This window comes from Aporhodopirellula aestuarii, from assembly GCF_023701485.1.
In the GTDB taxonomy this organism is placed as follows: domain Bacteria; phylum Planctomycetota; class Planctomycetia; order Pirellulales; family Pirellulaceae; genus Rhodopirellula; species Rhodopirellula aestuarii.
This window is the reverse complement of record NZ_JAMQBK010000002.1, coordinates 66,603-93,325: the sequence shown is the minus strand read 5'-3', so window position 1 is coordinate 93,325 and position 26,723 is coordinate 66,603. Positions and strand designations below refer to the sequence as shown.

At 55.6% G+C, this 26,723-nt stretch carries 23 protein-coding genes; 3 read left to right on the top strand and 20 right to left on the bottom strand.

What is annotated here, in order from left to right; all coding sequences use genetic code 11:
- Positions 1-16: 16 nt before the first annotated feature.
- Together NB063_RS00735 and NB063_RS00730 are read right to left on the bottom strand one after the other, a co-directional pair.
- Positions 17-379, bottom strand: a complete 363-nt coding sequence (locus NB063_RS00735; protein ID WP_250926811.1) for a response regulator — start codon at positions 377-379, stop codon at positions 17-19.
- 69 nt (positions 380-448) lie between these two features.
- A complete protein-coding gene (locus tag NB063_RS00730; protein WP_250926810.1) occupies positions 449-2,077 on the bottom strand; it encodes a PAS domain S-box protein in 1,629 nt (542 codons plus the stop codon).
- Between the two features lie 188 nt (positions 2,078-2,265).
- Between NB063_RS00730 and NB063_RS00725 the strand changes: the two genes are divergently transcribed.
- Entirely contained in the window at positions 2,266-3,597 is a 1,332-nt protein-coding gene (locus tag NB063_RS00725; RefSeq protein ID WP_250926809.1) for a sigma-54-dependent transcriptional regulator, read from the top strand.
- A 168-nt stretch (positions 3,598-3,765) separates the two neighbouring features.
- A complete protein-coding gene (locus NB063_RS00720; protein WP_250926808.1) occupies positions 3,766-4,614 on the top strand; it encodes an SDR family oxidoreductase in 849 nt (282 codons plus the stop codon).
- Between the two features lie 433 nt (positions 4,615-5,047).
- On the opposite strand, the gene NB063_RS00715 is transcribed toward NB063_RS00720, so the two are convergent.
- From NB063_RS00715 to NB063_RS00700, 4 genes are read right to left on the bottom strand one after another with little or no spacing between them, the layout of a single operon-like run.
- Positions 5,048-6,463 (bottom strand): L-serine ammonia-lyase, encoded by a 1,416-nt coding sequence (locus NB063_RS00715; RefSeq protein WP_261367155.1) that lies wholly within the window; start codon positions 6,461-6,463, stop codon positions 5,048-5,050.
- Between the two features lie 47 nt (positions 6,464-6,510).
- Entirely contained in the window at positions 6,511-7,770 is a 1,260-nt protein-coding gene (locus NB063_RS00710; RefSeq protein ID WP_250926807.1) for an NAD(P)/FAD-dependent oxidoreductase, read from the bottom strand.
- Positions 7,767-8,783, bottom strand: coding sequence for a proline racemase family protein (locus NB063_RS00705; RefSeq protein WP_250926806.1), 1,017 nt, complete (start codon positions 8,781-8,783; stop codon positions 7,767-7,769). The genes NB063_RS00710 and NB063_RS00705 overlap by 4 nt, the downstream gene beginning before the upstream one ends.
- Positions 8,738-9,685: a dihydrodipicolinate synthase family protein gene (locus tag NB063_RS00700; RefSeq protein WP_250926805.1), complete on the bottom strand. Its 948-nt coding sequence runs from the start codon at positions 9,683-9,685 to the stop codon at positions 8,738-8,740. Before NB063_RS00700 ends, NB063_RS00705 begins: the two co-directional genes overlap by 46 nt.
- 367 nt (positions 9,686-10,052) lie before the next feature.
- Here NB063_RS00700 and NB063_RS00695 point away from each other — a divergent pair, with 367 nt between their 5' ends.
- On the top strand, positions 10,053-10,784 hold the full coding sequence (locus tag NB063_RS00695; RefSeq protein WP_250926804.1) for an AraC family transcriptional regulator: 732 nt from the start codon (positions 10,053-10,055) through the stop codon (positions 10,782-10,784).
- 98 nt (positions 10,785-10,882) lie between these two features.
- Here the strand turns inward: NB063_RS00695 and NB063_RS00690 are convergent, their stop codons facing one another.
- The 14 genes from NB063_RS00690 to NB063_RS00625 all read right to left on the bottom strand — a co-directional run bounded on the left by NB063_RS00690 (position 10,883) and on the right by NB063_RS00625 (position 26,617).
- Positions 10,883-11,503 carry a YMGG-like glycine zipper-containing protein gene (locus tag NB063_RS00690; protein ID WP_250926803.1) on the bottom strand — a complete coding sequence of 207 codons (621 nt, stop codon included), beginning with the start codon at positions 11,501-11,503 and terminating at the stop codon, positions 10,883-10,885.
- 487 nt (positions 11,504-11,990) lie between these two features.
- On the bottom strand, positions 11,991-13,130 hold the full coding sequence (locus tag NB063_RS00685; RefSeq protein ID WP_250926802.1) for a DNA alkylation repair protein: 1,140 nt from the start codon (positions 13,128-13,130) through the stop codon (positions 11,991-11,993).
- Between the two features lie 19 nt (positions 13,131-13,149).
- Positions 13,150-13,707, bottom strand: coding sequence for a dihydrofolate reductase family protein (locus NB063_RS00680; RefSeq protein WP_250926801.1), 558 nt, complete (start codon positions 13,705-13,707; stop codon positions 13,150-13,152).
- A 153-nt stretch (positions 13,708-13,860) separates the two neighbouring features.
- Positions 13,861-14,811 carry a galactofuranose ABC transporter, permease protein YjfF gene (gene yjfF / locus NB063_RS00675; RefSeq protein WP_250926800.1) on the bottom strand — a complete coding sequence of 317 codons (951 nt, stop codon included), beginning with the start codon at positions 14,809-14,811 and terminating at the stop codon, positions 13,861-13,863.
- The gene (locus NB063_RS00670) at positions 14,808-15,872 is read right to left on the bottom strand and encodes an ABC transporter permease (protein WP_250926799.1); all 1,065 of its coding nucleotides are present in this window, start codon (positions 15,870-15,872) and stop codon (positions 14,808-14,810) included. Before NB063_RS00670 ends, yjfF begins: the two co-directional genes overlap by 4 nt.
- Positions 15,865-17,403 carry a sugar ABC transporter ATP-binding protein gene (locus tag NB063_RS00665; protein WP_250926798.1) on the bottom strand — a complete coding sequence of 513 codons (1,539 nt, stop codon included), beginning with the start codon at positions 17,401-17,403 and terminating at the stop codon, positions 15,865-15,867. The genes NB063_RS00670 and NB063_RS00665 overlap by 8 nt, the downstream gene beginning before the upstream one ends.
- A 148-nt stretch (positions 17,404-17,551) precedes the next feature.
- Positions 17,552-18,559: an ABC transporter substrate-binding protein gene (locus NB063_RS00660; protein WP_250926797.1), complete on the bottom strand. Its 1,008-nt coding sequence runs from the start codon at positions 18,557-18,559 to the stop codon at positions 17,552-17,554.
- Between the two features lie 51 nt (positions 18,560-18,610).
- Positions 18,611-19,888: a glycoside hydrolase family 117 protein gene (locus NB063_RS00655; protein WP_250926796.1), complete on the bottom strand. Its 1,278-nt coding sequence runs from the start codon at positions 19,886-19,888 to the stop codon at positions 18,611-18,613.
- 237 nt (positions 19,889-20,125) lie between these two features.
- The gene (locus tag NB063_RS00650) at positions 20,126-21,250 is read right to left on the bottom strand and encodes a mandelate racemase/muconate lactonizing enzyme family protein (RefSeq protein WP_250926795.1); all 1,125 of its coding nucleotides are present in this window, start codon (positions 21,248-21,250) and stop codon (positions 20,126-20,128) included.
- Between the two features lie 67 nt (positions 21,251-21,317).
- Complete coding sequence (aldA, locus tag NB063_RS00645) at positions 21,318-22,796, bottom strand: aldehyde dehydrogenase (protein ID WP_250926794.1); 1,479 nt, start codon at positions 22,794-22,796, stop codon at positions 21,318-21,320.
- 48 nt (positions 22,797-22,844) lie between these two features.
- Positions 22,845-23,615, bottom strand: coding sequence for an SDR family NAD(P)-dependent oxidoreductase (locus tag NB063_RS00640; RefSeq protein WP_250926793.1), 771 nt, complete (start codon positions 23,613-23,615; stop codon positions 22,845-22,847).
- 33 nt (positions 23,616-23,648) lie between these two features.
- Positions 23,649-24,662: a zinc-dependent alcohol dehydrogenase gene (locus NB063_RS00635; RefSeq protein WP_250926792.1), complete on the bottom strand. Its 1,014-nt coding sequence runs from the start codon at positions 24,660-24,662 to the stop codon at positions 23,649-23,651.
- Between the two features lie 156 nt (positions 24,663-24,818).
- Entirely contained in the window at positions 24,819-25,934 is a 1,116-nt protein-coding gene (locus NB063_RS00630) for an L-rhamnose/proton symporter RhaT (RefSeq protein WP_250926791.1), read from the bottom strand.
- 50 nt (positions 25,935-25,984) lie between these two features.
- Positions 25,985-26,617, bottom strand: coding sequence for a GntR family transcriptional regulator (locus NB063_RS00625; RefSeq protein ID WP_250926790.1), 633 nt, complete (start codon positions 26,615-26,617; stop codon positions 25,985-25,987).
- Positions 26,618-26,723: the final 106 nt, after the last annotated feature.

Here is a 26,723-nt window from a genome sequence, read left to right as displayed (position 1 = left end):
GTTGGTTGTCGCGGCTCTAAAATCGTGGAAACGCCCGTGTGATCGCTGCTTCTAAATCAGGGCCGCTGATCGGTTTGAGGAGGAAGTCGGCGATGTAGGCCGAGTCTTCCGCAGCAGGACGTTCATGTGACGACACCACGATGACGGGGATCGTGTGCGTTTTCGAAATCACTTTCGCCGCGTCGATGCCCGACATCTCTGGCATGCGGATATCGGTAATGACGAGATCGGGATGCTCGGACGAGCAAAGCTTGACTAGCTCACGACCGTTCGTCGCTTCCCCGACCACGTCACAGCCGATCTTGCAAAGCAGACGACGGAACCCTTGCCGGATGTCATCTTCGTCGTCGGCGATCACGATTCGGAGGCGGGTTGTCATTGTCTGGGGGCGAGTGGTTGTCGCAACCGAGTCCTGTTTGAGGCGGGATGGATCGTTGGGGGATTTGATCTAAGCACGCGGCATCTTGATGACGAATTCAGCGCCATCATTACCATCGTTTCCGATTTCAATCGTGCCTTGGTGTGCTTCGATGAGTCTCTTGGCAATTGCCATGCCTAAACCGGTTCCCTTGGCTTTGGTCGTGTGAAACGCTTCAAAGACGTGAGATCGAATCTCCTCAGGCAGTCCCGGTCCATTATCGTGTACCGAAATGGACAAACTGGGCACACCCTCAATGTCCATATTCTGACACCTTACGGTAATCCGAACCGGATCTGGACACGCGGCCAGCGAATTCTCGAACAGGTTGCGGAACACTTGTTCAAAACGAAAAGCATCGAAGTGGCAGTCCAAATCGACATCAGGAATCATTTCGACGAGTTCGGCATCACGGTCGGCTCGCGAGACGCGGAGGTTCGTCCAAGCTTGTCGCCAAGTTTCCGCCATGTTGCCCGCCGACGTGTTTAATTGAATCGGTCCCGCAAAACTGCGAAGTTCGTCGTGGAGGCGTTCCAGGTCGGCTCTGGCTCGGCTGATCCGCTCCAGGTCCTCGCGAGCTTCACTGCCCGCCTCGATTTCGTACTGCAGCACGTCCACGCTGACTTGGATCCGCTGCAGCGCATTGCGGCTCTCGTGCGCGATCGCTGAAACCATCTGGCCCATCGCCGCGAGCCTTTCGGCTTGAACGAGTTTCGATTGGCTCTCGGCCAACTTGGCTTCGGCAATCTTGCGATCGGTAATGTCACGGATCAAACCCATGTATCCGAGTGGCTCGCCATCTTCATCACGGATTGTCGTGCCAACAATTTCGCCGGGAAACGTCTCACCCGATTTCCGACGCCATTGAATCTCCGTCGCGGCAAGTGTTTCGCCCTGCTCGGCGTTGAATCGCATTTTTAGCAGCCGATCGTAGTCGTCTGGGTTCGCGTAGAGGAACGCGGTCTGTTTCCCAATGACTTCTTCCGGATCGTAGCCAAAAATACGGCCGGCGCTGCGGTTAAAGTGCGTGATCTTGCGGTCGAGATGGCCCGAGATGAGTGCATCGGGAACACTGTTGAGGATGGTTTTTAGCATCGCCCGTTCACGCTCGACGGAGTTCTGATAGCGGACACGCTGAATGGCCAACGCGGCAAGATTCGCGCTGCTGGATACGAACTCCAGTTCGTTCTCCGTGGGGGCGCGAGGGGTCTGATAGTACATCGCAAACGTCCCGAGCACCTCGCCACTCGAGCCAATGATGGGTTCTGACCAGCAGGCTCGCAGCGACGCTTCTGCGGCGACGTGCCGAATAGCTTCCCACAAAGGGTCGGTGCTGATGTCTTCGACGACAACGCGTTGGCCCGTGAATGCCGCTGTTCCACATGAACCGACGTTCGGACCCGGTTTCACCCCCTCAACGGCGGCGCAGTAAAAGTCCGGCAACCGGCGGGAGGCGCCGTTGTGCAAACACCCGGTCTTTTCATCGAGCAAAAGAATCGACGCGATCATTTCCGGACGCGATTCTTCGGCAACTTCGACGAGAGTATCGAGTACTTCGTCGAGTGAAGCTCCTTGGGCGAGTCGTTTGAGCACGCGTGTCTGGCCACGCAGATCACGCTCCAGCAGCTCGCGTTGATCGAATGTTATCGGATCGCTCATAGGGGGCTTGTGTTAAAGAGTTCGTGTCGTTGGACGACAACACGGCGGGCAACGGCATCTATCCAGCAAATCTAATCATATCTGTGAGTGTCGACTATTCATCATACGACGAGCCGGCCGGTGACAACGCTTCAAATTCCTCTCCCCCGATGACTCCCGATTTCGCTTCGAACGGCTAAAATGCACCCATGCGAAATGAAACCTTCGAAATTCTGTTTGTCGACGACGATTCGGATTTTGCCGCGGGTTGTGTTCGTTGGTTCCAAAAGAACGGCCATCGAGTCACCCACACGTCCAGCGGTCAAGATGGAATCGGTCAGTGCGAAAAGCGAGATTTCGAGATTGCGGTGCTGGATTGGAATCTGCCCGGACTTAGCGGTCTGGAGCTCGTCCAACGGATGCGGGACATCAACCCAGAAACCGAGATCATCGTCTTAACCGGCGAAGGCACGATTGAAAACGCCGTCGAGTCGATGCGCCGTGGTGTGTTCGATTTTCTCTCCAAACCGTTCCCAATGGCCGAACTGGAGAGGCGTTGTTTGGGGGCGCTTGAACGAAGAAAGCTCCGCAAGGAAAACGCTCAGTTACGTGAGGTCATCGACCGAACGAACCGCCATACCGCGAAGATGATCGGGGAATGCGAGACGATGCGAAAGGTCTTCCGGCTGATCGATCGTGTCGCACCCACGGATAACCCGGTGCTGATCCAAGGCGAAAGCGGAACGGGTAAGGAATTGGTCGCTCAAGCGATCCATCAAGGGAGCACGCGAGCAAAATATCCGATGGTGACGGTGAACTGCGCGGCACTGCCTGAGCAGTTGGTCGAAAGTGAACTGTTTGGGCACGAAAAGGGTTCCTTTACGGGCGCCACCGCCGCGAAACCAGGCCTGTTCGAAGTGGCGGATAACAGCACACTTTTTATCGACGAAATCGGAGAGATGCCGCTCGCACTCCAACCCAAATTGCTGCGAGTTCTAGAAGACGGATCGATGCGTCGAGTCGGCTCGGAAAAGGAACGTCGCGTCGATGTGCGGATCGTCGCCGCAACCAACCGCAACTTGAAACAGGAGGTCGAAGAGGGCAGGTTTCGCGAAGACTTGTACTACCGTATCAATGTTTTGATCCTTGATCTTCCGCCACTTCGCGAGCGCGGAAACGATGTCGGTTTGCTGATCGACTATTTTCTCGCCGAGGGGTACGAATTGGCTGAAGATGCCCGCTCGGCACTTGAATCGTATGATTGGCCCGGCAACATTCGCCAACTCATCAACACGATCAAGCGAGCACAGATTCTGTCTGATGATGTGATTACGATGGACGACTTACCCGATGAGTTCGAGCCTCCGCCTAACGATTCCGATTCGTCGAGCCCAGAAGGATCCCTCATCGCTTTACAGCGGCAACACATCGCCGAAGTCCTTGAAAGAGAAAAAGGCAACAAGTCCGCCGCCGCCCGCATTCTCGGTGTCGAACGCCGGAAACTCCATCGAATGATGAAGCAACACGGGATCGCGGAATGACTCGCGATCGGCAGCCACCCACAGACGCTTTCACGATGCTGTCCGCCTTCTGACATACGCCATCCGCTGCTTTGACGCGTTCGCCGTCGGAATCCGAAGGCACCGAAAGATCGACAGAGTTTCGGCTCTCTGTTGTCAATCACTTGACCCGAAACGACGAGACATCCAATGAATAAGATTGCAGTGACGGCGGCGAGCGGCCAGCTTGGTTCTGAAATCGTGAAAGCCACCGTCGAGATGGTTGGCCCGGATAACGTCGTCGGGCTCGCGCGAACGCCCCATAAAGCAGAGTCGCTCGGCCTCGAAGTCCGGCCCGGCAATTACGAATCACCGAGTGACCTGGAAAGCTCGCTGCAGGGCATCGATACGGTCTTATTGGTATCCGGAATGGATGCTCCGGAAAAACGGATCGGTCAGCATCGCAACGTGATCGAAGCGGCGAAACGGGCCGGGGTGACCAAGATCGTTTACACCAGCATTCAGGGCGCCGAACAAAACACCGCGTTTTCGCCTGTGGTTCAGAGCAACCGACAAACCGAAGAAGATGTCCGCATCAGCGGTCTGCAGTGGGTGATCGGTCGTAACGGGATCTATATGGAACCCGACGTCGACTACATCGAGACATACAAGCAACGAGGCGAGATCGCGAACTGCGCTGGTGAAGCACTGTGCGGGTACACGACCCGTTCTGAACTCGCGGCCGCGTACGCGAACATGTTGGCGCAGTCCGAGCACAATGGTCAAACCTACAACCTGCACGGTGAAGCGATCACGCAGCAACAATTGGCCGACTACCTCAGTGCCGCATTCGGGACCAATCTGAAGTACCGAGAAATGTCGGTGCAAGAGTATCGAGAGGATCGGGTCGCGGAACTCGGCGAATTCTTAGGCAATGTGATCGCTGGCATCTATGAAGGAATCCGAAACGGTGCCTTCAATAACGAAAGTCATTTCGAGAAAGCGGCCGGGCGTCCTCACGAAAGTTGGGACGAATACTTTGGTCGAGTTACCAATTAAACAGGCTGACTTGGTAACCGCTTGGAGACACCCGCCCTCGGGACGTCGATTGCTTTAGTGCTCTTTTTAGCGGAACGGCGCAAGCCGTCCGGTCCCGCGTTACCAGACCGTTCGCGCCGTTCCGCTCCATTTGAAATCCCGCAGTAGTTCAATCGACATCCCCTGGGAGGTTCGAGTGAAGCCGGGAAATCGCTTCCCCTCTCCGACCCCTTTGAGGTGAATTTTCCCCAGAGAAAAAGGGGTTTGAAAACACGTGTTGCTGTTGCGATCGTTCGGCCACGTCACCCGCTGACAAGAGATCGACAACTGGGGCCAGAACATTTGCACGTTTCATGTAGCGGTGGCTTCTATTCGCCAATGCTCGACCGATGGCGGCTGGAAGCCACCACTGGTTCGGTGGAAAGCTATCGCAGATCAGCTGGGCCGAGTGTGCTCAGCACTCTGCGATGTTAACGGCCAGCCCGCCTTGAGACGTTTCTTTGTAACGAGATGACATGTCCGCACCCGTGCGTTTCATGACACGGATCACGCGGTCGAGCGAAACCGTGTGTTTTCCGTCGCTGCGGAGTGCGAGTCGGCTTGCGTTGATTGCTTTGACAGCACCCATCGCGTTGCGTTCGATGCACGGAATTTGGACCAATCCTTTGATCGGATCACACGTCAAGCCGAGGTTGTGTTCCATCCCAATTTCAGCCGCTTGTTCGACTTGTTGGGGTGTTCCGCCGAGCACTTCGGTGAGCGCGCCGGCCGCCATCGAACAGGCCACGCCCACTTCGCCTTGGCACCCGACTTCTGCACCGGAGATGGACGCATTGCGTTTGTAGAGGGCGCCGATCGCGGCGGCCGTCAAGAAGAACCGCTCGATTTTGTCCTCCGTGGCTCCGAGACAAAACCGCGTGTAATAGTGCAAGACCGATGGAATGATGCCTGCCGCACCGTTGGTCGGCGCCGTGACCACGCGTCCGCCAGCGGCATTTTGCTCATTGACCGCGAGTGCGTACAGGTCGACCCAGTCGAGTACCAGCATCGGGTCGGTCGGTAGTTGCCCCTTGCTTGTGAGTAGTTGGAACAGCCGCGGTGCTCGACGCACCACGCCCAAACCGCCGGGGAGCACTCCTTCCGTTTGGCAACCCAATTGGACGCACTCCTGCATCGTTTGCCAAATCGTTCGCAGCCCCTCGCTGATCTCCGCGTCCGAACGAAAGACGCGTTCATTCTCCCGGATCAAATCACTAATGCTGCACGAGTGCTGCTGGGAAAGAACGAGCAGGTCATTGGCGGACGAAAACGGGTAGGGAACATCGACTTGATCCGCGACGTCGGGTTCTTGCCCTTGGCGAATGACAAAGCCGCCGCCGATCGAGAAATAAATGCTTTCATGCAGGAGGCGACCGCGATCCGCATCTCCGAACGCTTGCATTCGCATCGCGTTGGGGTGCGTGTCGAGCGTGATCCTGCGGTTGAAAATCAGATCTGTTTTCTGGTCAAACGGGACCGATTGAAGCCCATCAAGTTCGATCGAACTCGCTTGCCGAATGGTTTCGAGCTTGGTTGGAATCGTTTCAGGATCGATCGTCTCGGGCCGCTCGCCCGATAGTCCCATTAGTACGGCGGTGTCAGTTCCGTGGCCGAGGCCGGTTAACGCGAGCGATCCGTAGAGATCAATTTGGATCCGAGTGACCGATCCAAGCGAGTTTTGGTTCTGCAACTCCTCGACAAACAGCTTGGCCGCCCGCATGGGACCCACCGAGTGCGAACTCGATGGACCGATTCCGATCCGGAAAAGATCAAAAACGCCGCAGTAGGGACTTGGCTGATTGCCGCCAGCATTTTGGATCGTGGAAGGCAATTGGTGTTCCTCTTTCAATGGACCGCATCGTATCCATTGATTCTATCCTAAAAACGAGAGGGCGAAAAAGGAGTTGCGTCGATGTGAGTATCGACGCCCGTAATCAGCTCTGCGATTAAGCGTCCCGTCGATGGTGCGAGGCTAAGTCCCAACATGTTGTGCCCGGTTGCCAAAAACGCGTTTTCCAAACTTGACGATGCACCGATGATCGGCAGGCTGTCCCAGGTCATCGGACGCCATCCATACCAAGTCTCTTCGGCTGCTCCGTCGACCGGTGCGACGAGGTAGGGGCGTGCTGAATCGCGGAGTTGCTGGATGCGTTCTTCCCGGATGGTTGTGTCGTAGCCGGCAAATTCCATCATCGACCCGAGCCGCAATCCGTTCTCAAACGGTGACACACCGACTTTGTGTTCAGGGAAAAGTATCGGGTGCCTTGGTAGCGGTTCGACACGCTTCATCGTTACCGAATAGCCTTTGCCCGGTTCGATCGGGATTCGACATTCAAGTTCGTCTGACCAACGCGTGCTCCACGCGCCCATCGCAAAGACGAAATGATCGGCTCGCATTTCGCCGTGCGACGTTGAAACACGCTTGATGCGTCCGCCCGCTTTGTGGACTTTGGTTAGTTCACAATTCTCGATGAATTGCACCCCGTCGGCTCGCAAACGTTCAACCCACTGCTTATTGAGAAGGTCCGGCCGAACCGACGTGTCGCCCGGATAGTGAAATGCACCGGCAAGTCCGGGTTTCAAACCCGGATCAAACTCAGGGAGTTGATCTCCTTCGATTCGATCCGCCGTGACGCCGAATTCTTTCGTCAACATGCTGTCGTTTTTCGAGAACGCTTCCATCCCGCGGGCGGTTTGGAAGACGTACAGCAGCCCGTTCTCTTTCCATTCGCAATCCAGCGATTCGTCTTGAACCAAATCCCGATACTCGGTCATCGATGCGTCAAGGATCGATTGCAGATGCTTCCCAGCGGTCAACACTTGGCGATGATTACAGCGGCGGGCGAACTGCCACATCCAATTCCACATCGCGGGGCTCATGCGAGGCTTTACGCGAAAAGGAGCCTGTGGGTTGAACAGGGATTTCAACGCTACCGCGAAGGCACCCGGTTCGGTCAACGGCGGCACATGACTCGGGCAAATATAGCCACAATTACCATGCGAGCAGGCCGACGCCACGGTCCCGCGATCGATCACCGTGACTTCTAATCCGGCTTTCTTGAGATAGTGAGCACAAGCGATTCCGATCGTTCCCGCACCGACCACGACGGCAGATTCACCGCTGACATTACCGGTCATAGGGAGATCCCTTCGGAGGTCGGCGAGTGTTCACTTCGGATGCCATGCATGAACGGATCGTGAGGTTGCCGGATCAATCTGCCTTCGCTGCAAACGAACGCCGTGCCCACAATCGTAGGGACGACGTTGTTTTCGTCGAGACGTTCGTAGGTTGCGGTGAACCGACTGCCGATGATGCTCTCTTGGACCCAAGTTTCTTCGGGTTGTAATTTGCCATCCGCTGCTAGGCAAGCTAGCTTCGCACTCGTCCCGGTGCCGCACGGCGAGCGATCGTATTCACCGCCTGGGCAGTAGACAAAGTTGCGACTGTGGGCATCGGTGCTGAACGGTTTGTCAAAGAATTCGACGTGATCAATCTCGTCCCCGTTTGCCCCGGTGATGCCGTTTTGTTGCAAGGCTTTCCGGACACGACCGGCGGCGCGAGAAAGCGAGTCGACGTTGTCGAGTGTCAATCTCGCCGGGCTGCTGCCGACGAGGAAGAACCAATTGCCTCCCCACGCGACGTCGCCAACGACCGTGCCCAACTCTTCAACCTCGACTTCGATGTCCCGGTGAAGGCGATAGCTGGGTACGTTTTGGATTGCAACTCGATTCGATTCCAGCAACTCGAATTCCACAACCCCGACAATCGTTTCGAGACGGTGTTTCCCGATGCCGATTTTGCCGAGGTAGTGCAGAGCCACGGCAACACCGATGGCGCCGTGCCCGCACATGCCGAGATAGCCAGCATTGTTGAAAAAAATCACACCGGCGGCACAAGTCGGATCGGTAGGTTCGCACAACAACGCCCCGACAACCGCGTCATAACCACGCGGCTCGAGAATGACGCATTGTCGAAAGTCATCTGCGTTTTCACGGAATCGGGTGACCCGTTCTTTGATCGAACCACTTCCCAAGTCGGGACCACCGTCGACGATGATCCTCGTGGGTTCGCCTTCGGTATGTGCGTCGACAAATCCGATCGGGTTCAAGATGCTCTCCCGGGCCAGTTGTCCCACCATGTTCGGAAGCATTTCCATTGGTCTTCGAGAAACGCTTTTTGCGATTTGCTGAGCGCATCGGTGGCATTGAGTTGGAAACCGTATTCCGGGTTCCCTTCCAAAACCATCAGATGTTTGTAATGAAGAACCAAGTCCGGTCCGTCATCAAACTTCGCCAGAACCGCGAGGGCGTTGTCAAGCTCTTCGGCGAGCCGTCGTGCTTCGACGTCACCGGCCGCAGCCTGTTGGCACAGTTCGACCAATCGAAGGATCTGTTTGGGCAACGCGTTTCCGACACCCGTGATCGCACCCGCTGCACCACAGCGAACGAATCCGTGGAAGACTTGAGTGTCCACGCCAACCATCAGCGTGAGGTCTGGATCGCCGCTGGTGATGTGTTCCGCGGCGTAGCTAAGCGATGCGGCGCCGCCGAATTCCTTGAAACCGATCAGGTTCGAAAACTCAGCACGGAGATCAAAGAAGAGATCCGCTTTGGTTTCGAAGCCATAGTAAGGACTGTTGTAGATAACCGAGGGAATCCCTTCTCCTGCCTTGAGGATTCCGGCGAAGTGAGCACGTTGGGCGGCGGAAGAAGTGCCTCGCGAAAGTACCCGTGGGATCACCATCAGCCCGGCCGCACCGACCTTCCTGGCGTGAGCCGCGTGGTCAGCGGCGATCTGCGGGTTCTGGGCACCGGTTCCAACGACAACCGGTACACCGGCTTCGGCAAGAAGCTTGACACCTTCTTGACGCTGTGCATCGGTTAATAACGGCCAATCGCCCATTGACCCACAGTACACGACGGCTCGCATGCCCATGTCGATCAGTTCGCGACCTTTGCGAACCAGGGCGTCAAAGTCTGGCTTGCGATCTTCCCCACAGGGGGTCATCAAGGCCGGGATGCAACCACGGAAAACGTTTGAACTCTCAGGCACACATCTCTCCAAAAATGATTAAAGGGCCGCTTGGGGGCAGTCGAATAGGCGACCGCATCGATTAACAAGTGTTTGTGTCTGTCTCGCGATCGGTGCGTCACCGACGAATCCTTCGCAAACTGTTCGACACGGACGCAAATTTAGAAGATCGGCACTGGCGAATCTTGGCATCTTGGATGCCATCGAACGCTAAATGCGCACAATTTGGAAAAATATGGGTGCTGGCCTCTGGGTAAATGCTTGATTGGTTTTGACGAAAGCACCCTTTTCGGCTTTATTCTAGGACGATGCGAGATTGCGGGGCCCGGTTCGGGACGCGTCGGCATTCATTCTAGAAATGCGCATAATCGCGAATCGGAGACCGTCGATGATCAGTGAACTGTTGAGTCAACTGGATGAACCGTTTACCGGCGAAGCCTTGTTCGACCATCTGTCCGATAGTGTGTTTTTTATCAAGAACACCGAGGGGAAGTACCTCGTTGTGAACCAGACATTCGTCGAGCGATGTGGCGTTAGGGACAAACAAGATGTTTTGGGTTACACGGCCGAACAATTGATGCGTCCGCCACTCGGGGCGAGATTCACCGCGCAAGACCAGCAGGTGCTTCGGACCGGAAGACCGCTGCTCTCACAACTTGAATTGCACCTTTATTCTTCCGGGACGGTCGGATGGTGCATGACGACCAAGTTGCCGCTTAAAGGACAGGGCGGAAAGGTGATCGGGTTGGTGGGGATTTCGCAAGACTTGCGACTACCCAACTATGACACCGACGAGTACGGACACATTGCAACGGCCCTCGAATTTGCCGAAAAGAATTTGTCATCGCCTCCGTCGGTCGACGAGCTTGCGGTGATTGCCAAAATGTCTCGCTATCAACTCGATCGTCGGATGCGCCGAATCTTCGGGCTCACGGTTGGCCAATGGCTGATGAAAGCGCGAATCGATCTGGCGCAGCGGCTTCTCTCCGATACCGAACTACCAATTGCCACGATCGCTCTTGAAGCCGGCTATTCGGATCAGAGCGCGTTCACTCGCCAGTTCCGCGTTGCAACCGGTCTTTCACCGCGTGAGTATCGATCGGTGAGGGACCAGGGTTGATGGCGTGTGCCTCGATTCGTTTGCAGTGAGCCATCCAGCCCTCCGAATAAGATGTCCGTTGACGTTAATACCGGACGCGTGGTTATGTGGCGAAGGTGCTAGAACCTGAAATGGAAGGCGGCCCCACCGGGGCGACCACGCCGGACCGGTGCCCGATAGATTGGTGTCACCACTCGGACTGCGGGCCTCGGGTTCACATAGACCACGCTAGGTGACGCGACGCTTTGGTCCACGTATTGGTGGGGCTTCGATGCGTTCTGTACGGCGACGATCACCGCATCGGAAACGCCGTTGGACTTCAGCAGAATCAAACCATCGGGAGTGAGATCGAAGATGCCTCCACGTGTCTGCACGGTATTGATGATCACGTGGTCCCCGAGCCCTGATTGGGCCATCCTGATCAGGTCGTTATTTGTGAGTGCCGGTTCAGGTCCGGGATAGCTCGCTTGTCTGAGGGCTGCGTCGCGCTCGTCGCGTGCGTCCTTAGCATCACCGATCAATGCGCCTGCGACAGCACCGGTGGCTGCCCCGATCAACGCCCCTTCACCGGCGTGACCGGATTGGTGACCAATGATTGCCCCAGTTGCCGTCCCTAAAAACGTTCCCACTGCGGCGTCTTGATGGGCATGGCTGGTCGTTTGACAGCCGGAAAGCATGCAGAGTGAGATCATCGTCATCGAAGAGCAGACGGTTAGCATCCGGTCGGTTTTCGTGAACACAGTGGATCCTCCATGGACTTGCATTGGGGTATGCCTTCGTAATGTCTTATGTATCGCCTTGAAGCGAACGCACGGCGTGACTGGTGACGTCGATTCAGCGCCGCGGATTGAGCCCAGCGATCATGCTGACTTTTATCGGGCCAGTCGTTTCGGGAAATCGATGGAATTGTGATATGCGCACTCCGCCCGGTGTTCTCCGCAACCTCAAACACTCTTCCGGTGCGGTTCGCCATCTCCGTCTTGGCGAGCGGCGTTCATGTTGGACGCCTCTCAAAGTGTTATCGGGCGACTTTGCCAACGTCAGCACTCCCGTCCCAATCCACGGTTTCATGCTGATCACGCGTTAGTGATAGTAGGTGTCCTGGAGGATTGGCCACACCAAGTTGCCGAGCAAAGTCATAAAAAGGCCGTGCAATTGCTCGTGATTTTACGAATCGGACAACCGACTTGATGGTTTGGACAGGTCGCCGGGTGGGGGTATACGCAGCTACAGCAGTTCGAAGGACGCGGAGTCAAACGCCTGGCCATTGATTTGTAGAGTCACGTGATGTGTTCCCGGATAGAGCGTGTAGGTTGTGGCATTGGCTCGCAGGACGTGCTTCTTGTGCAATGTTACCGCATTGTCTTTTGCCAGCTCAATCTGCTTGAGTTTGTGCACCTTCGTCGAACGCTTTCCGTTGGCTTTTACAAAATCGATGACGTAATCGATCAACAATGCTTCGTCGCGAAGTGCGCGTACGGAGAATGAGAATTCGATCGCTTCCCCCGGTTTGATTCGCCTTTGCGTGATCGAAAACTGGGACACTTCGATGGATGGTTTGGAACGAAACCCGAGGAGTTTGAGTGCTTGCGGATGTCCTTGTTTGATCAATGTTCGGAGGGCGTGTTTCGTCATCCATGCGAGTTCATTAGGCGATTGGAGTTTTTGGGCTTGCCACCGTTTTAATGTCGTCAGCACGTCTTTGGGATGTGATTTGGCAATGTCGTTGAGGTGATTGGCGACCGAGCGGGTGACCAAGCGGGTAGGATCCGCGTGGAGAGTGTCGAGGATCGGGATCGCAGCAGTCGGATCGAGTTCCAAGCGTTTCGACCACGGCAGCAACGGACGCGTGCCCTCGCTCGCCAGACGCCGGACGTGATAGTGCGAATCGGTTGACCATTTGGCCAGTTCGTTCATCGTCTCGGCGGGATACGCGTTGATGAAGTAGCGGATCGCGTCTTCCATTGAGAAACGCTGCGTGATGGCTTTAAGCGTTCGCAGGGAAAGCTTGAGGTGTTTTTTGTCCAACCCGTTTCGCACCACAAACTCACCCAGCGGTGCGAAGATGAAATCGCCAAAGTCGTTGTCGGTCTTGGCGGGGTCCAGTGGCGGAGGAAGTGCCGTGACGATCTGTTTCGCGGCGACGCGATAGTCAGCGGCGAGATAATTTTCAAGGTTGGCTGCAATGTGAACGATCCGCTCTTTGAGTTCGAGATCGGTCAGTCGTCTCATCGTGTCACGAACAAATGATGTTCCATCGAAATCGTTGTCGGCAGCGTGAAACAGTGCAGCTAGGTATTCAACACGATCGCGGTTGAACAATTGATCCTTGAGACTGAAACCTGAGCCGGATGTGTCTTGTGGCATGATCGGGTCGGCTCTCTGGTTATGCTTCGCAATTGGATTGGACTTGATAGGTCGACTGCACGAAGCCGAAATCGAAAGATGTCGTGTTTCGATGGATCAATCGAATGTCGTGGGGTAGAGAACCAAATAGCGGGATCCCCGATCCGATCAATACTGGGATGACGGTAATGGTCAACTCGTCGATCACCCCCGCCCGCAGGAATTCCTGAATGGTTGTTCCGCCGTCAATGTAGAGATGTTTCGCACCTTCATTAGAGAGCCGTCGGTGCAGGTCCGCGGGTGACTCCGATGAATGCGACACCGAACTTGAAAGCTCATCAGGAATTTCCAACGGGTTTCGACTCAACACGATGACGGGCGTGTTGCCATAGGGCCAATTTCCGAAGGAACGTACCGTTTCATAGGTGTGTCGACCCATGACCAAGACGTCCACGGATTTCATGAAGGCGTGGTAACCACAATCTTCTTCGGCAGGAACGCTCCGATTTGCTTGATCGAGCCAGTCGAGCGAACCGTCGGGGCGAGCGATGTATCCATCAAGGCTGGTCGCGATGAACACCGACGATTTGGCAGGCACGGTTCGATTTTCCGAAGAGGTTGTTGACTCGACTGACGTTCGATCGACGCCGAACGAGGCGGGCCTCACGCCACAGGTGCACAAATATTACTCTGACGCGAGTCGATTATCAGACAGAGTAACCGTCCGGCGAGCGACGGATCGGCCGCACCATTATTTGCGGTGGATCAGTTTCTGCAAGACGATGAAGCCGAGCAAGAGGACTCCGATTGCGATGGTTGCCAGCGACGACCGCAGGCTCGCGAAGAAGGTGATCTGATAGATCGTCGCGTAAATCAGCAGGCCCAACATGGTGCCCGCGACGTATCCGACGCCTCCAGTCAAAAGCGTACCGCCAATGACCACGACCGCGATCGCATCAAGTTCCAAGGCGGTAGCGTTAATCGGATTTCCCGAATCCATGTAAAGCGTCATCGTGATGCCTGCCAAAGCCGACAAGAATCCGTTCGCGGTGTAGACGAAGATCTTGGTTCGTGCGACTGGTAGACCCATCAACAACGCCGACTCTTCGTTGCCGCCGATCGCGTAGAGGTTACGTCCGAATCGCGTGAAATGCGTGATCACCAGAACGATGACAAAGACACTTAGGAAGATCAGTGGAGCAACACCGAGTTCAGCTCCACCGCCGATCGGAATCGCGATGTCGCCCAAGGAGTCGTAGATCGGATGATCGATCTGCACGGCTTCGGGTTTGACAAAAAACGCCATGCCGCGGGCGAAAAACAATCCTCCCAACGTAACCAGGAAGGCGGGTAACTTGTAAACCTGGATCAACGCTCCCATCAACGCCCCGAGACTCGTTCCCAGCAACAACGCCATCATCCAGACGGCGATCGGGTTCATGCCACGGTCGGTAATCATCGTGGCAACAAAGATCGATGTGAAGCCAATGACGGACCCGACCGAAAGATCAATTCCACCGGACAGAATCACCAACGTCATGCCGATCGCCGTGATGCCTAGGAATGCGTTTTCTGAAAACAGATCCGCCACAACGTACATCGAGGCAAAGCCTTCGTATTGCCACGATGCGGCGGAGAACAGCAACACGAAAACGGTTGCGGTCGTTAGGAGCGGGATCCATTTTTTCGGGATGAAGTTCATCTTCCGCCTCCCTTCCCTGCGAGTCGTTGGAGTTGACCGCGGAAGACGGGAGATTGAAGCAGGCAAACGGCAACAATGACCAACGATTTGGGAACGGGGGCGACATCCGAAGGAACGCCATAGGTGTAAAGCGTTGTCATCAATGTCTGCAACAGCATCGCTCCGATCAGCGATCCGGTTAATGAAAAACGGCCACCGGTTAGTGCCGTGCCACCAACAACAACGGCAAAAATCGCGTCCAATTCGGTAAAGACGCCCGCGTTCATCGTGTCGGCGGCGTTAATGTTGGACGCATCGATCAATCCGGCAATCACGGCGCAGAAAGCAGCAAAAACATAGACCGCAATCTTCACACCCTTGTCATGGATGCCGCTGGCACGACTCGCCGTTTCATTCGCCCCGACCGATTCAATGAACAATCCGAGAGACGTCATGCGGACGAATAGACTCGTGACGGCGAAGAGCGTGACAAAGAGGGTGACCGTAAACGGCAGGCCGAACAGATGCCCTTTGCCGATGAAGTCAAAGTAGAAATTGTAGGAGTCGTCGCCAACGGTAATGATTTTTTCTCCGGTGATGAACTTGGCGATCCCACGTCCAGAGACCATCAATATCAACGTCGCGATGATGGGTTGGATTTTCAGATACGCGACCAGGACGCCGTTCATCAGTCCCGCCGCCAACGCGGCGAAGAGCACACAGGGCACGATTCCTAACATGCCCAACTGTGTTTCGGTCAGTATCAATGCCGCGATCGCGCCCGATATCGCCATCACTGATCCGACGGACAGATCCACGCCGCCAGTGGCGATGACGAGGGTCATCCCCATCGCGAGAATGACGCCGATCGAGCCACGATTGAGGACATCAATCAGGCTGCCGTAGAGTTGCCCGTCTCGCACTTCGAGCGTGAAGAACGATGGAATGAAAATGGCGTTAAATAGCAGGACAACGGCGAGGCCAAGCACCGGCCATGTGATTCGGCTGCCGAAAAAACGCGTAAGGGCCGATTTAGAATTGCCGCTTTGACGATCGGTTGAGTTCGGGCTCGCATCACTCATGGCTGCTGGCGATCATCTCCATAATGCGATTTTCCTGCACGTCGTCGCCGGTCAGCTCGCCAACGACTTGTTGGTCACGTAGAACCGTGACACGCTGGCAGGTTCGGACGACTTCATCGAGCTCCGAAGAAATGAAAATAACCGCCATGCCTTCGCTGCGGAGTGACGCGACGAGCGATTCAATTTCAGCTTTCGCCCCGACGTCGATTCCTCGAGTGGGTTCGTCGAGGATGATCAATTTGGGGCTCATCACCAACCATCGGGCCAGCAACACTTTTTGCTGATTGCCGCCTGACAAAGTTCCCACCGCTGTTTCGGTCGAAGGCGTCTTGATCTGAAGTGCGTCAATGTAGTGTTGGGCGAGAGCGAGTTGCTTTTTCATCGGCAGTGTCCGCACCACAGACCGGTTGGCCTGCATTGCCAATACGATGTTTTCTCGTACAGAGAGTTCCGCGATCACCCCATCGACTTTTCGATCCTCGGGACAGAACGCGATGCCGGCTTCAATCGCCCTTCGCGGAGTCCAGCGAGAATGGTGAACACCATCAACACTTAGCGATCCGCTTGAGGGCGAGTCCAATCCGAATAGCAAACGAGCGATCTCGGTACGTCCGCTGCCGAGTAGTCCCGCCAGCCCAACCACCTCGCCCTTGCGGATCGACAAATCAAACGGTTGGATCGAACCCTGACGTGAATATTGGTTAACTTGCAGCACCGGCGGATTGTGTTCGCCCTTTTCGAGCGTGATCGCGTCTTGATGGTGTGCCGCGGCGGTTGCCGCTTCCATCGATTCGATATCTGCCGGCTCTTTTCCGAGCATTTTGGCAATCAAGTCGATCCGGGGCAAATCCGCGGTGACGTATTCACCCACCGTTTGTCCGCCTCGCAGCACCGTGATGCGATCACAGATTCTGTAAACCTGTTCCAAAAAGTGGGACACAAAAACGATCCCGAGTCCCTGGCTCCGCAGTCGATTCATGACGACGAAGAGTTCGTCGACTTCCTTTTCATCAAGGCTCGAAGTGGGTTCGTCAAGGATCAGCAGTTTGGCATCCAAGTTGATTGCGCGGGCAATCGCTATCATCTGTTGGGTGGCGACCGAGTACGAACACAGTTCACGATTGATGTCCAACGACAAACCGAGTCGCGCGATCGCGGCCTGAGCGGATTCGCGAACGCGGCGCCAATCGATGAACCCGAAGCGGCGCGGTTGACGTCCGAGTGTGATGTTTTCTGCAACGGAGAGGTGCGGGATCAGGTTGACTTCTTGGAAAACCGTGCTGATGCCCAATGCTTCGGCTTGGACGGGCGCACGAGGTTCAATCGATTGGCCGTCGAATCGCACTTCACCGGCGTCTCGGGAGTGGACGCCCGTCAGGACTTTGATCAGCGTCGATTTTCCGGCGCCGTTCTCTCCCATCAAGGCATGAATCTCGCCTCGTTGCACGTTGAAGTTCGCACCCGCGAGCGCTTGCACGCCCGGGAATCCTTTCCGCAGGTCGCGAATCTCGAGGAGCACTGGCGATGTCATGCGGTCTTAACCAAGTCGTCTGTCAAGTTTGCAGAAATGTGGCATTGGCCGGAGTGTCTACCGGCCACGCACGCACGAAAAAAGAACGAGCGGCCAATCATTGAACCACCAATCGTCGAACCCGGGAAAGGCAACGATAACAGCATGGTTAGTACTTGCGAGAATCGATGACCTCTTTCGCCGAATCGCGATCGTACACCCGGTCCTTGATCATTTGTTTCTTAGGCATGTCACCGATGTCACCGGCCAAGATCTTTTTCATTGCATCAAATGCCATCGGTCCTTGTAGCGGGTTGCATTCGACGGTGCAGTTGAGTTTGCCTTCCACCATCGCCTCGAACGCGGCGCGGACTCCATCGATCGATACCAGAATGATATCGTCGCCAGGTTTTTTGCCAGCGTCTTCGATCGCTTGGATGGCACCGATCGCCATGTCGTCGTTGTGGGCGTAAACGACTTCGATATCATCGCCGTGCTTCTTTAAAAATGCTTCCATGACCTCCTTGCCTTTTGAGCGACGAAAGTCACCGCTTTGTGAGGCGATGATTTCGATTCCGGAATGGTCCGCGATCACGTCGCGGAATCCGTTGTATCGATTGATCGTGGGGGAAGCACCGGGTGTGCCCTGGAGTTCGACTACTTTGGCTTTGCCGCCCGTTTTTTCGATCAGCCATTCGGCCGCGAGCCGCCCTTCATTGTAGGTATCGGCACCGATGTAGGTGACGTAGAGCGAGTCGTCTTTGACTTCGACTTGGCGGTCGAGAATGAGCACCGGGATGTTCCGCTTTTTGGCTTTTTCGAGCACATTATCCCAGCCCGTTTCGACTAGCGGAGCAAGGATGATTCCGTCGACGCCTTGGGCCACGAAGGAACTGAGCGCTTTGATTTGGTTTTCTTGTTTTGCCTGCCCGTCCGCAAAACGCAATTCAAATCCCGCCTCCTCAGCCGCTTCACGGACCGATTCGGTATGGGCTTTTCGCCAGTCACCTTCCGAGCCTGTTTGCACGAATCCGATGATGGGCTTCGATGTCCCGTCACCGCCGTTGTCTCCCTTCATGGCACCGTTGTCGCTCTTGGAGCTGCATCCGATGAGGATCATCAAAGCGAGCGATGCTAAGAGAGTGCGTCGAAGGGATTTGCGAGCGTATGAATTCATGGTTAGTCTCACGGAACGTTGATGAGTAGATGAATTGTGGGGAATGGAACGCTACGGTTGTGGATTTCGAGCGGACGCTTCGATGCGTTTGCGTTGTTCTTCGCTGAGTCCGAATTTGAAGTTGATTTCGGGATCATTAAAGATATCAGTTTCCTTCATCTCGATGTCGTGGACATCGAGGCTTAAATCACAATCGAATCTCGCCAGCATGCTGTGACTCTTGCCTTCGTCCCGCTTCAAATTACGGAAGTGGCAAAGCCCCCAGGTGATCCCACGCCCGTTCTGCGTGTCCGTGAACGCATCGGGGACGTAGGCTCCCGGTGCGATCGGCATCAGACCGGTGATTGCGGCAATCTCAAAGTTAACCCCATCGGGTGAGTACTGGATCGTGTTGTGTTCCAGTCCGTGCCGGCTGACCAGGGCCGCCACGCCGGTCTGAAACGGGAACAACGATGTCTCGTGCCCTGAGTTGATAACCGGATTGAGCGGGTGTTTTGTGAAAGGGCCAAACGGATGATCCGCGATTGCGAGACCTTGCGCTCGTACAGGCAAAGGCTCGCCCCCCATTTCACCTTTGTAGTACAGATGGATTTTGCCGTTTCTCACGAGGGCATACGGATCGTGAATCACGTATTGATCCCATGATCCGGGAGGTCCGTTGTCGACCACGATTTTGTTTGACGGGGTCCAGGGCCCATCGGGCGAGTCGGCGACCGATGCGGAAACCGGGCAATCATCTCCGTTGGTGCCACTCGATTCGCGGCTACCCGGCATGAACAGGTAGGCTTGGTAGTATAGGTAATACTTGCCCTTCCAGAACAAGATGTCGGGTGTCGAAACGGAACGCCAACCGGCAAGTGGCTTTTTCATCCGTTTGATTGCGACGCCCTGCTCCTGCCAAGTGAATCCATCTTCGCTGGTTGCGTACCAGATCTCCGACAAATCCCAGTCGCGTGATGGGATCGTGTCGTTCGCCCCGCCGTCGTAGTCGGGTGGCGTTGGCGTGTCACGTTTGGTGTACCAGACGTAGTACTTACCGTTAACGCGGATGATCTTGGTCGCATCACGACGCGAGACCGTACCGTCGTGGTTGTGGTAGTCGAATCCTTTTAACGGCGTGTACTTGAATCGCGAGAACAGTTCGTTGTGGACACAATCCAGACCGGTGTACGTGCCCTCGTAAACACGGCTCATCGCCGCACTGAGCGGCATGTCCGGTTTCTCTCGCGGCACACTCCCGTAGGGAAAAACGCTCGGCTCGTCCGCGATACTGAAACCCGCCAAAGCGAACTGAAGCAGTAATACGATTTGCGTTAATCGGAGACTCATCGGATCTCTTCAAAGTGAGGCGGTGGGGAATGCCGAGCCATCCGCCGACGGTGCCACGTGACCACTCCACGCGAGCTATCTTCATGGCGACTGAATCGGTTCGGGAGAGAACGCTGGAAGAGGCTGCATCACCTTTTCACATTGATCCGCACGCCTGGCGTCATCATGAGCGCCAGGGCTGTCGATTGGAGACGCAGGCAGTTTCGAGAGCAGCGGTCCAGCCGGCAGGTGCCAGCGTTAGTAGGTGCTTGCCAGCGTGCAGTCATCGGAGAATGAAATGCGGTGCGTGGCGATTTTCTCCCAATCGATTTCGACGCCGTGGCCTGGACGATCGGATGCGTACGCGTAGCCGTCTTTAATCTCGAGTGGGTGAACCAAGAAATCGTCCAAACGGAACGCATGGATTTCCAACAAGGATGCGTTCGGGATCGCCGCGAGGCAACTGACGTGCATCTCCTGGATACCGTGAGTCGTCAGGTTGCGGTTGTAGGCTTCGGCGATGTGCGCTACTTTCATCAAGGCCGAAATGCCGCCGAGATTGGAGATGTCAGCATCGGGGAAGGAGACCCCACCTTTGGAGATCATTTCTTTGAATTCGTAAATCGAATGCAGGTTTTCGCCAGTGGCAACTGGGATTGGACCTTCCATTTCGATCCGGCGGTTGCCTTCGATGTCATCGGGGATCGTTGGCTCTTCGATCCAGTAGAGGTTGTATTTTTCGAACGCGCGAACGGCACGGAGTGCTTTTTCAACGCTCCATTTCATATTGACGTCGACCATCAGTTTTCGGTCCGGACCGATGAACTCGCGGATTGCGGAAATCCGCTCGCATTCTTCCGCGATGGAGTCACGGCCGATCTTAATCTTGATCGCGTTGATGCCCGCGTCGAGAAAACCTTGGGTTTGCTGAAGCAGTTGTGGGATCGTCATGTCAAAGTCGATGCCGCCACCGTACGCTTCGGCTTTGTTGTCGTGGCCGCCGAGAAAACGCCACAGCGGCTCGTCGGCCATGCGGGCTTTGAGGTCCCACAGGGCCGTGTCCACGGCGGATAATCCGAACACGGCGATGCCGCTGCGGCCGACGTAGTGCAACGCCCACCACATCTTTTGCCACAGATGCTCAATGCGACGTGGGTCTTGACCGATCAACAACGGCACGAGATTGTCTTTGACGAGCGTGGCGATCGAAGTGCCTCCGACCTTCCCGACGCTGTAGGTGTACCCCATGCCGGTTGCCCCATCGTCAGTTGTGATTTTGACAACGATTAAGGAGAACTCTCGCTGTACGCCGTGGATCGCGTCCACGACGGGTTTAGCGAGTGGAACGTGATACAGTTCGGTTTCGACTTTTTCGATGATCATCGTGCTGAAGATTGGTTAGGCGTGAAATGCGTTGTGATTTGAGTATGGGCTGGAAACGCGCGGGGGACTACTGCGAAAAATTGACGTACATGGTTTTCTTTTCGAGGTAATTATCCATGCCGTATTTCCCGTCCTCACCCCCCGTACCGCTGAGTTTGTGTCCGTTGTGGAAGCCCTGACGCTGTTCGCCCATGGGACGATTGACGTAGATCTCACCAAACTCAAGTTCGAGGACGGCACGCTGGATCAGCCGCATGTCGTGAGTGAATAGAAACGCGGCTAATCCAAAGTCGCTATCGTTGGCGAGTTCGAGAGCCTCTTCGTAGCTGCCCACCCGCATGATCGGGCTGACCACGCCGAACACTTCGTCACGCATGACCGACATCTCATGAGTGCACTCGGTCAGGATGGTTGGTTCGTACCAGTGCCCCTTCTCGAACTGTTTCCCTTCAGGACGCTTGCCACCGACGACGACTTTAGCCCCGGCCTCGACAGCGGCATTGACGACCTTTTCGAGTTCGTTCGTTTCGTGGGCGTTCACCTTGGGACCGATGTCGGTGCTTTCGTCCATCGGGTCGCCGATTTTGAGTTTCGAGACGGCGGCGCTGTATTTTTCGAGGAACTCGTCGTAGACGGCGTCATGGATATAGAAACGTTCGGGACACGTGCATACCTGACCGCTGTTGAGGTGTCGCGAAACCACTGCGGCTTCGACCGCTTTGTCGACATCGCCATCGGCGAGCAAGATGAACGGTGCTTTCCCTCCGAGTTCCAAACGCACGGCCGTCAATCGTTCAGCGGCTTTGCGGAAGATCTCCTGACCCGTTGGTGTTGAGCCCGTCATTGTGACCAGACGTGTGATTTTGTTGGTGACCAACTCCTCGCCCATTGTCGAACCCCCGCCGGTGACAAGATTCAAAACTCCCGGTGGGATCCCGGCTTGCTGAGCCAGTTCACCGAGTGCGAGTACCGCGACGGGGGTCACCGATGGCGGTTTGACCACCATCACGTTTCCCGTCGTGAGGGCCGGGCCGATCTTTCGACACGTGAGCGCGAGAGGGAAATTCCACGCCGCGATTCCGACCGTGACTCCGTATGGCACCTTGTGGATCATGATGTGTTCGTTCGGCAGGTCCGAAGGCAGAATGTCGCCTTCCAATCGACGAGCCGCTTGTGCCGGAAAGTTAATGAAGTCCGCCGAAACATCGACTTCGCCGAGAGCGAGACTGTAGGTCTTGCCCATCTCACGTACCAAGATTTTCGCGAGACGTTCGCGGTTTTCTCGAATCAGGTCCGCGAATTTGGCCAGGATGTTTCCACGCTCGACGGCGGGTGCGGCCGCCCACGCTTTCTGCGCCGCCTGAGCGGTCTCGAGAGCCAGCACTGCATCCTGTTCGTTACCCTTGGGGACCGTGTAGAGAACCTCTTCAGTCGTCGGGCTTTCGACATCGATCGTTTCACCGGATACCGAGTCTCGGAACTCGCCATTGATGAACATTCGATAGTGTTCGACGTCGCCGTCGGATGTCTTCATTGACAATGACATGATGAAATTGATTCGTTAGAGGTTGTGATGAAAATTGGAGGGAGACGCTTAGCGGCCCATCCATCCGCCGTCGACGAGCAAGGTCGTGCCATGGACGTACTGTGCCGCGTCGGAGGCGAGGAAAATAGCTGGACCTTTGAAGTCGTCAGGATTTCCCCAACGTCCGGCCGGGATTCTTGCCAAAATTTGTTCGCTGCGGACCGGATCGTCTCTCAACGCTTCGGTATTGTCGGTTGCGATGTAACCCGGCGCGATCGCGTTGACATTGACCCCTTTGCCCGCCCACTCGTTAGCCAGAGCCATCGTCAATTGGCCGATGCCTCCCTTGCTGGCCGCGTATCCGGGGACGGTGATTCCGCCTTGGAATGTGAGCAAAGAAGCGGTGAAGATGATCTTGCCGCTGCCTCGCGAAACCATCTCTTTGCCGAACTCGCGTGCGAGCACGAATTGAGCGTTCAGGTTGACCTCGATCACTTTGTCCCAGTACTCGTCGGGATGTTCCGCGGCAGGCTTACGAAGAATCGTTCCGGCGTTGTTGACCAGAATGTCAATTTGTGGGTGATCCGATTTTGCCTGTTTGATAAACGCGTACACCGCGGTGCGATCGGCGAAATCACATTGATAGCCTTGGAAGGATCGTCCCAACGCCGTGACGTCCTTTTCGACGTCGCTGCCGCTCGTCTCCAGCGACGCGGAAACGCCGATGATGTTCGCGCCGGCTTCGGCAAGGCCGACTGCCATCGCGCGGCCGATCCCGCGTTTGCAACCGGTTACCAGGGCGGTTTTTCCGGTTAGATCAAATTGTTGTAGGTTAGACATGTGAGAGAATGTGTCAGTGGGGAGTGAGAGGGTTTAGCTGCACTGGATCAAATACTTGATGCCGTCGGGGTTGGCATCGATCGATTCGAAGACCTCTTGGACTTGGTCGAGCGGGCTGACCTTGGTGATCAGTTTGTCTAAGTGCAATTTGCCGGTGGCGGCCAATTGGATCGCTTCGTCGAAATCTTGCTCTTCGTAAAGTCGAGCCCCAATCATCTTGATTTCCGACCAGAAGAACTTGAACAGATTGACCGGCTTGGGTTGAGGATGGATTGCCACCATCACGATCCGGCCACGGACATTCGGAAGTTCGGTCATGACTTCGACACCGGGTGCCGAGCCGGATACTTCAAAAACACAATCGGCCATCTTGCCATCGGTTAGTTTGCGTACGGCCTCGGGCAGATTTTCCTTGGCCGGGTTGACGCCCTGGATACCGAGAGACGCAGCCAAGTCCAAACGGGTTTGGTTTACTTCCGAAAGAATCACCTTGGCACCCTTTTCCATCGCCACCAATGCGATTAACAATCCGATCGGGCCGCCCCCGATCACGACGCAAGTCTCTCCCGCGGTCACTTCACCGAGCCGTACGTCGTGACAGGCCACCGCCGCCGGTTCGATCATCGCACCGTGCTGCAGGTCCATCGATTCGGGTAAATGGTGCAATGTGTAGGAGGGAACGGTCCATGAGGATTGCATTCCGCCGGGCATGTCGATGCCGATGAATTTGAGATTCTTGCCGACATGAGCGAATCCGTTGTCAAAACGTGAGGGTTCGCCAAAGAACAAGGGGCGAACGGCAACGCGGTCGCCCACGGTCACGTTCGTTACCCCTTCACCGACTTCCGCAACCACAGCGGAGGCTTCATGGCCGATGATTTGTGGCATGTGAACCCGCTGGTCCATCGCACCGTGAAAAATGTGTATGTCGGTTCCGCAGATACCGCAGTAGGCGACTTCCAAACGGGCTTCACCCGGTCCCGGAGAGATCGCTTCGCTCGTGCCTACGTCGACCGTGCGGTTGCCTTTGTATTGTGCTGATTTCATCGAGAATCGGATGGGGAGATGGGAGAGTGAGTGGGTATGGTGTGTGTTTTCTGTCGCCGGGAACCGTATCAGTTCGCGGCGACAGCCGAATGCGTCAATGTTTGGTTCGGTCGACTCTGAATGCTGTCGACCGGTTCATCAGGTTGAGGCCGGGTGTCAGACTCCCGCCGGTTTGAGGACGGACACCAAGTCTGCGACCGCCTCGGTCGGTGGTGCTTGGTCGAGTGTTTGCCCAAATGCGAGTACCAATACGCCAGCGACCATGCAGACCAGTCCGGTGTATAACCAGCGTCGTGCACCGGGGGAAGCTTTGGTCCATTCGCCGGTCAAAATCCCGCTGAGAACGGCAACGACAAGGCAAGTCGTGTTGAAGATTGCGTAGACGACGACGGGGCCATTGGCGCCTAGCTTATCGGCGGCAAACGCGTACATCGCCGAAGCCGCGTAGTGAAAGAATGCCATGATGAATATCAAGACAAAGTTCTTCCCAAAGGCGGGCGTTTTGAATTTGCCCCAGGACTTCTTTTGTGACAGCTGATACAAGAAGTAAAACGTCATCACCACACCGCCACTGAGAAAGACCGGCAGCATGACGGCCATCGCTGTCATCCATCCCGGGTTACCGTTGGCGGTGACCGCATCACCGAGTGGTCCGGCGCCATACGTGAATGCCACGTTGAATCCGGTTGCCAGCAGTCCACCGACGACCGCAATCGTAATACCCAATGCGTATGACTTTGTTTTGGCCGATGCGTCGAGGCTGGACTCAGGTCCCTCATCCGATTTCATTGCCGCTTCGTCCGCTTCACGAGTCAAACCAGCTTTGCCGTTGGAAAGCACTCCGAGCAACACGATCGCGATTCCCGACAGGATGGCGACCAAGGCGGGAGTCGAAGGAAGCGACTGACCTTTTGAAATCGCAATCCCAAGCGGCAGGATGCTGCCGACCAAAATCACCGTGCCGATAAACAATGAAAAGCCCAAGGACAATCCGATGTGATCAATCGCTTTGCCCCACATCATCACGCCGACGCCCCACAAGAAGCTGGAGATGATCATGGTCAACAAGATGTTCGTTTCGATGCCGGAATAGATCGAACCGACGCCTTTGAGCAATGAGAACGTGGCGACCAAGGGCACGACAAACATGGTCAGCACGAAGAATAAACTCCATTTATTCTCCTCCTCAAAATCGCTGGTGTATTTGCCGGGAAGAGCGTATAGGCCGAGCATGGTCCCTGCGACGAGAGCGGCGGCAATACCAATGAACATGTACCGTATCCGGTGGAAGAACGTGGGGAGGGTAAGCGAGCGATGGGCAGCTATTGAATGTTGGCTACGATCGCCTCAACGGTCGATTGCGCGTCTTTGTTGGAAAGCGGTGTGAAAATCTCAAAGTGCTCTCGATAGGTGTGAGCGTAGTCTTGGTGCCGTGTGTAGGTGAGCAACATGCGTGAACAGAGTTGTCGCCACGCACCCAACATGTCATCGCCACCACAGGCGACGAGAATGGATTCGTGAAATTCAACGTCACGCAGCGCGATGGTTGTTGCTTTCCCTTCGTCGCACGCCACCTTTAATCGGTCTAAAGCGGATTCGACGTTCTTGAGTGAATTGTCGGTCAGATGCGGCGTGCCTTTGAGGATCACATGGGTTTCAATCTGCTTGCGAACCGAAGTGATGAATCGTCGATCGTCCGGATTCGGCGGCCGACGCACCGTCACCCCACGGTTGGCCTGATAGGCGAGGTAGCCCTCGTTGGAGAGTTGAATGAATGCGTCACGGACTGGCCCCCGACTGACTCCAAAACGGCTGGCCAATTCGATTTCGCGTAGCATCGAGCCCGCTTCGAAGCGGCCCGAGAGAAGATCGTCGCGAATTTGATTGGTGACCTGCTCTCGAACGGTCTTGGGTTGCATACGCATCAAACGATCACTGTATATTTGAAAAGGCATCTATCGGATGCTTGGTGTTAATTGTTAACATTGTACGGTATCGGGTTTCGTAATACAAGTGATTGCTTGTAGAAGTTTCTCGTGCCGAGCTTTTACCCCCTGGAGA

Excerpts from the sequence above, each read along its gene's own strand:
- NB063_RS00725 (WP_250926809.1), top strand. The coding sequence starts at position 2,266 with ATGCGAAATGAAACCTTCGAAATTCTGTTTGTCGACGACGATTCGGAT.
- NB063_RS00670 (WP_250926799.1), bottom strand. The coding sequence starts at position 15,872 with ATGAGTGATGCGAGCCCGAACTCAACCGATCGTCAAAGCGGCAATTCT.
- NB063_RS00705 (WP_250926806.1), bottom strand. The coding sequence starts at position 8,783 with ATGCTTCCGAACATGGTGGGACAACTGGCCCGGGAGAGCATCTTGAAC.
- NB063_RS00665 (WP_250926798.1), bottom strand. The coding sequence starts at position 17,403 with ATGACATCGCCAGTGCTCCTCGAGATTCGCGACCTGCGGAAAGGATTC.
- NB063_RS00655 (WP_250926796.1), bottom strand. The coding sequence starts at position 19,888 with ATGAGTCTCCGATTAACGCAAATCGTATTACTGCTTCAGTTCGCTTTG.
- NB063_RS00635 (WP_250926792.1), bottom strand. The coding sequence starts at position 24,662 with ATGAAATCAGCACAATACAAAGGCAACCGCACGGTCGACGTAGGCACG.
- NB063_RS00650 (WP_250926795.1), bottom strand. The coding sequence starts at position 21,250 with ATGATCATCGAAAAAGTCGAAACCGAACTGTATCACGTTCCACTCGCT.
- NB063_RS00735 (WP_250926811.1), bottom strand. The coding sequence starts at position 379 with ATGACAACCCGCCTCCGAATCGTGATCGCCGACGACGAAGATGACATC.
- yjfF (WP_250926800.1), bottom strand. The coding sequence starts at position 14,811 with ATGAACTTCATCCCGAAAAAATGGATCCCGCTCCTAACGACCGCAACC.
- NB063_RS00625 (WP_250926790.1), bottom strand. The coding sequence starts at position 26,617 with ATGCCTTTTCAAATATACAGTGATCGTTTGATGCGTATGCAACCCAAG.
- aldA (WP_250926794.1), bottom strand. The coding sequence starts at position 22,796 with ATGTCATTGTCAATGAAGACATCCGACGGCGACGTCGAACACTATCGA.
- NB063_RS00630 (WP_250926791.1), bottom strand. The coding sequence starts at position 25,934 with ATGTTCATTGGTATTGCCGCCGCTCTCGTCGCAGGGACCATGCTCGGC.
- NB063_RS00660 (WP_250926797.1), bottom strand. The coding sequence starts at position 18,559 with ATGAATTCATACGCTCGCAAATCCCTTCGACGCACTCTCTTAGCATCG.
- NB063_RS00685 (WP_250926802.1), bottom strand. The coding sequence starts at position 13,130 with ATGCCACAAGACACATCCGGCTCAGGTTTCAGTCTCAAGGATCAATTG.
- NB063_RS00710 (WP_250926807.1), bottom strand. The coding sequence starts at position 7,770 with ATGACCGGTAATGTCAGCGGTGAATCTGCCGTCGTGGTCGGTGCGGGA.
- NB063_RS00695 (WP_250926804.1), top strand. The coding sequence starts at position 10,053 with ATGATCAGTGAACTGTTGAGTCAACTGGATGAACCGTTTACCGGCGAA.
- NB063_RS00720 (WP_250926808.1), top strand. The coding sequence starts at position 3,766 with ATGAATAAGATTGCAGTGACGGCGGCGAGCGGCCAGCTTGGTTCTGAA.
- NB063_RS00640 (WP_250926793.1), bottom strand. The coding sequence starts at position 23,615 with ATGTCTAACCTACAACAATTTGATCTAACCGGAAAAACCGCCCTGGTA.
- NB063_RS00730 (WP_250926810.1), bottom strand. The coding sequence starts at position 2,077 with ATGAGCGATCCGATAACATTCGATCAACGCGAGCTGCTGGAGCGTGAT.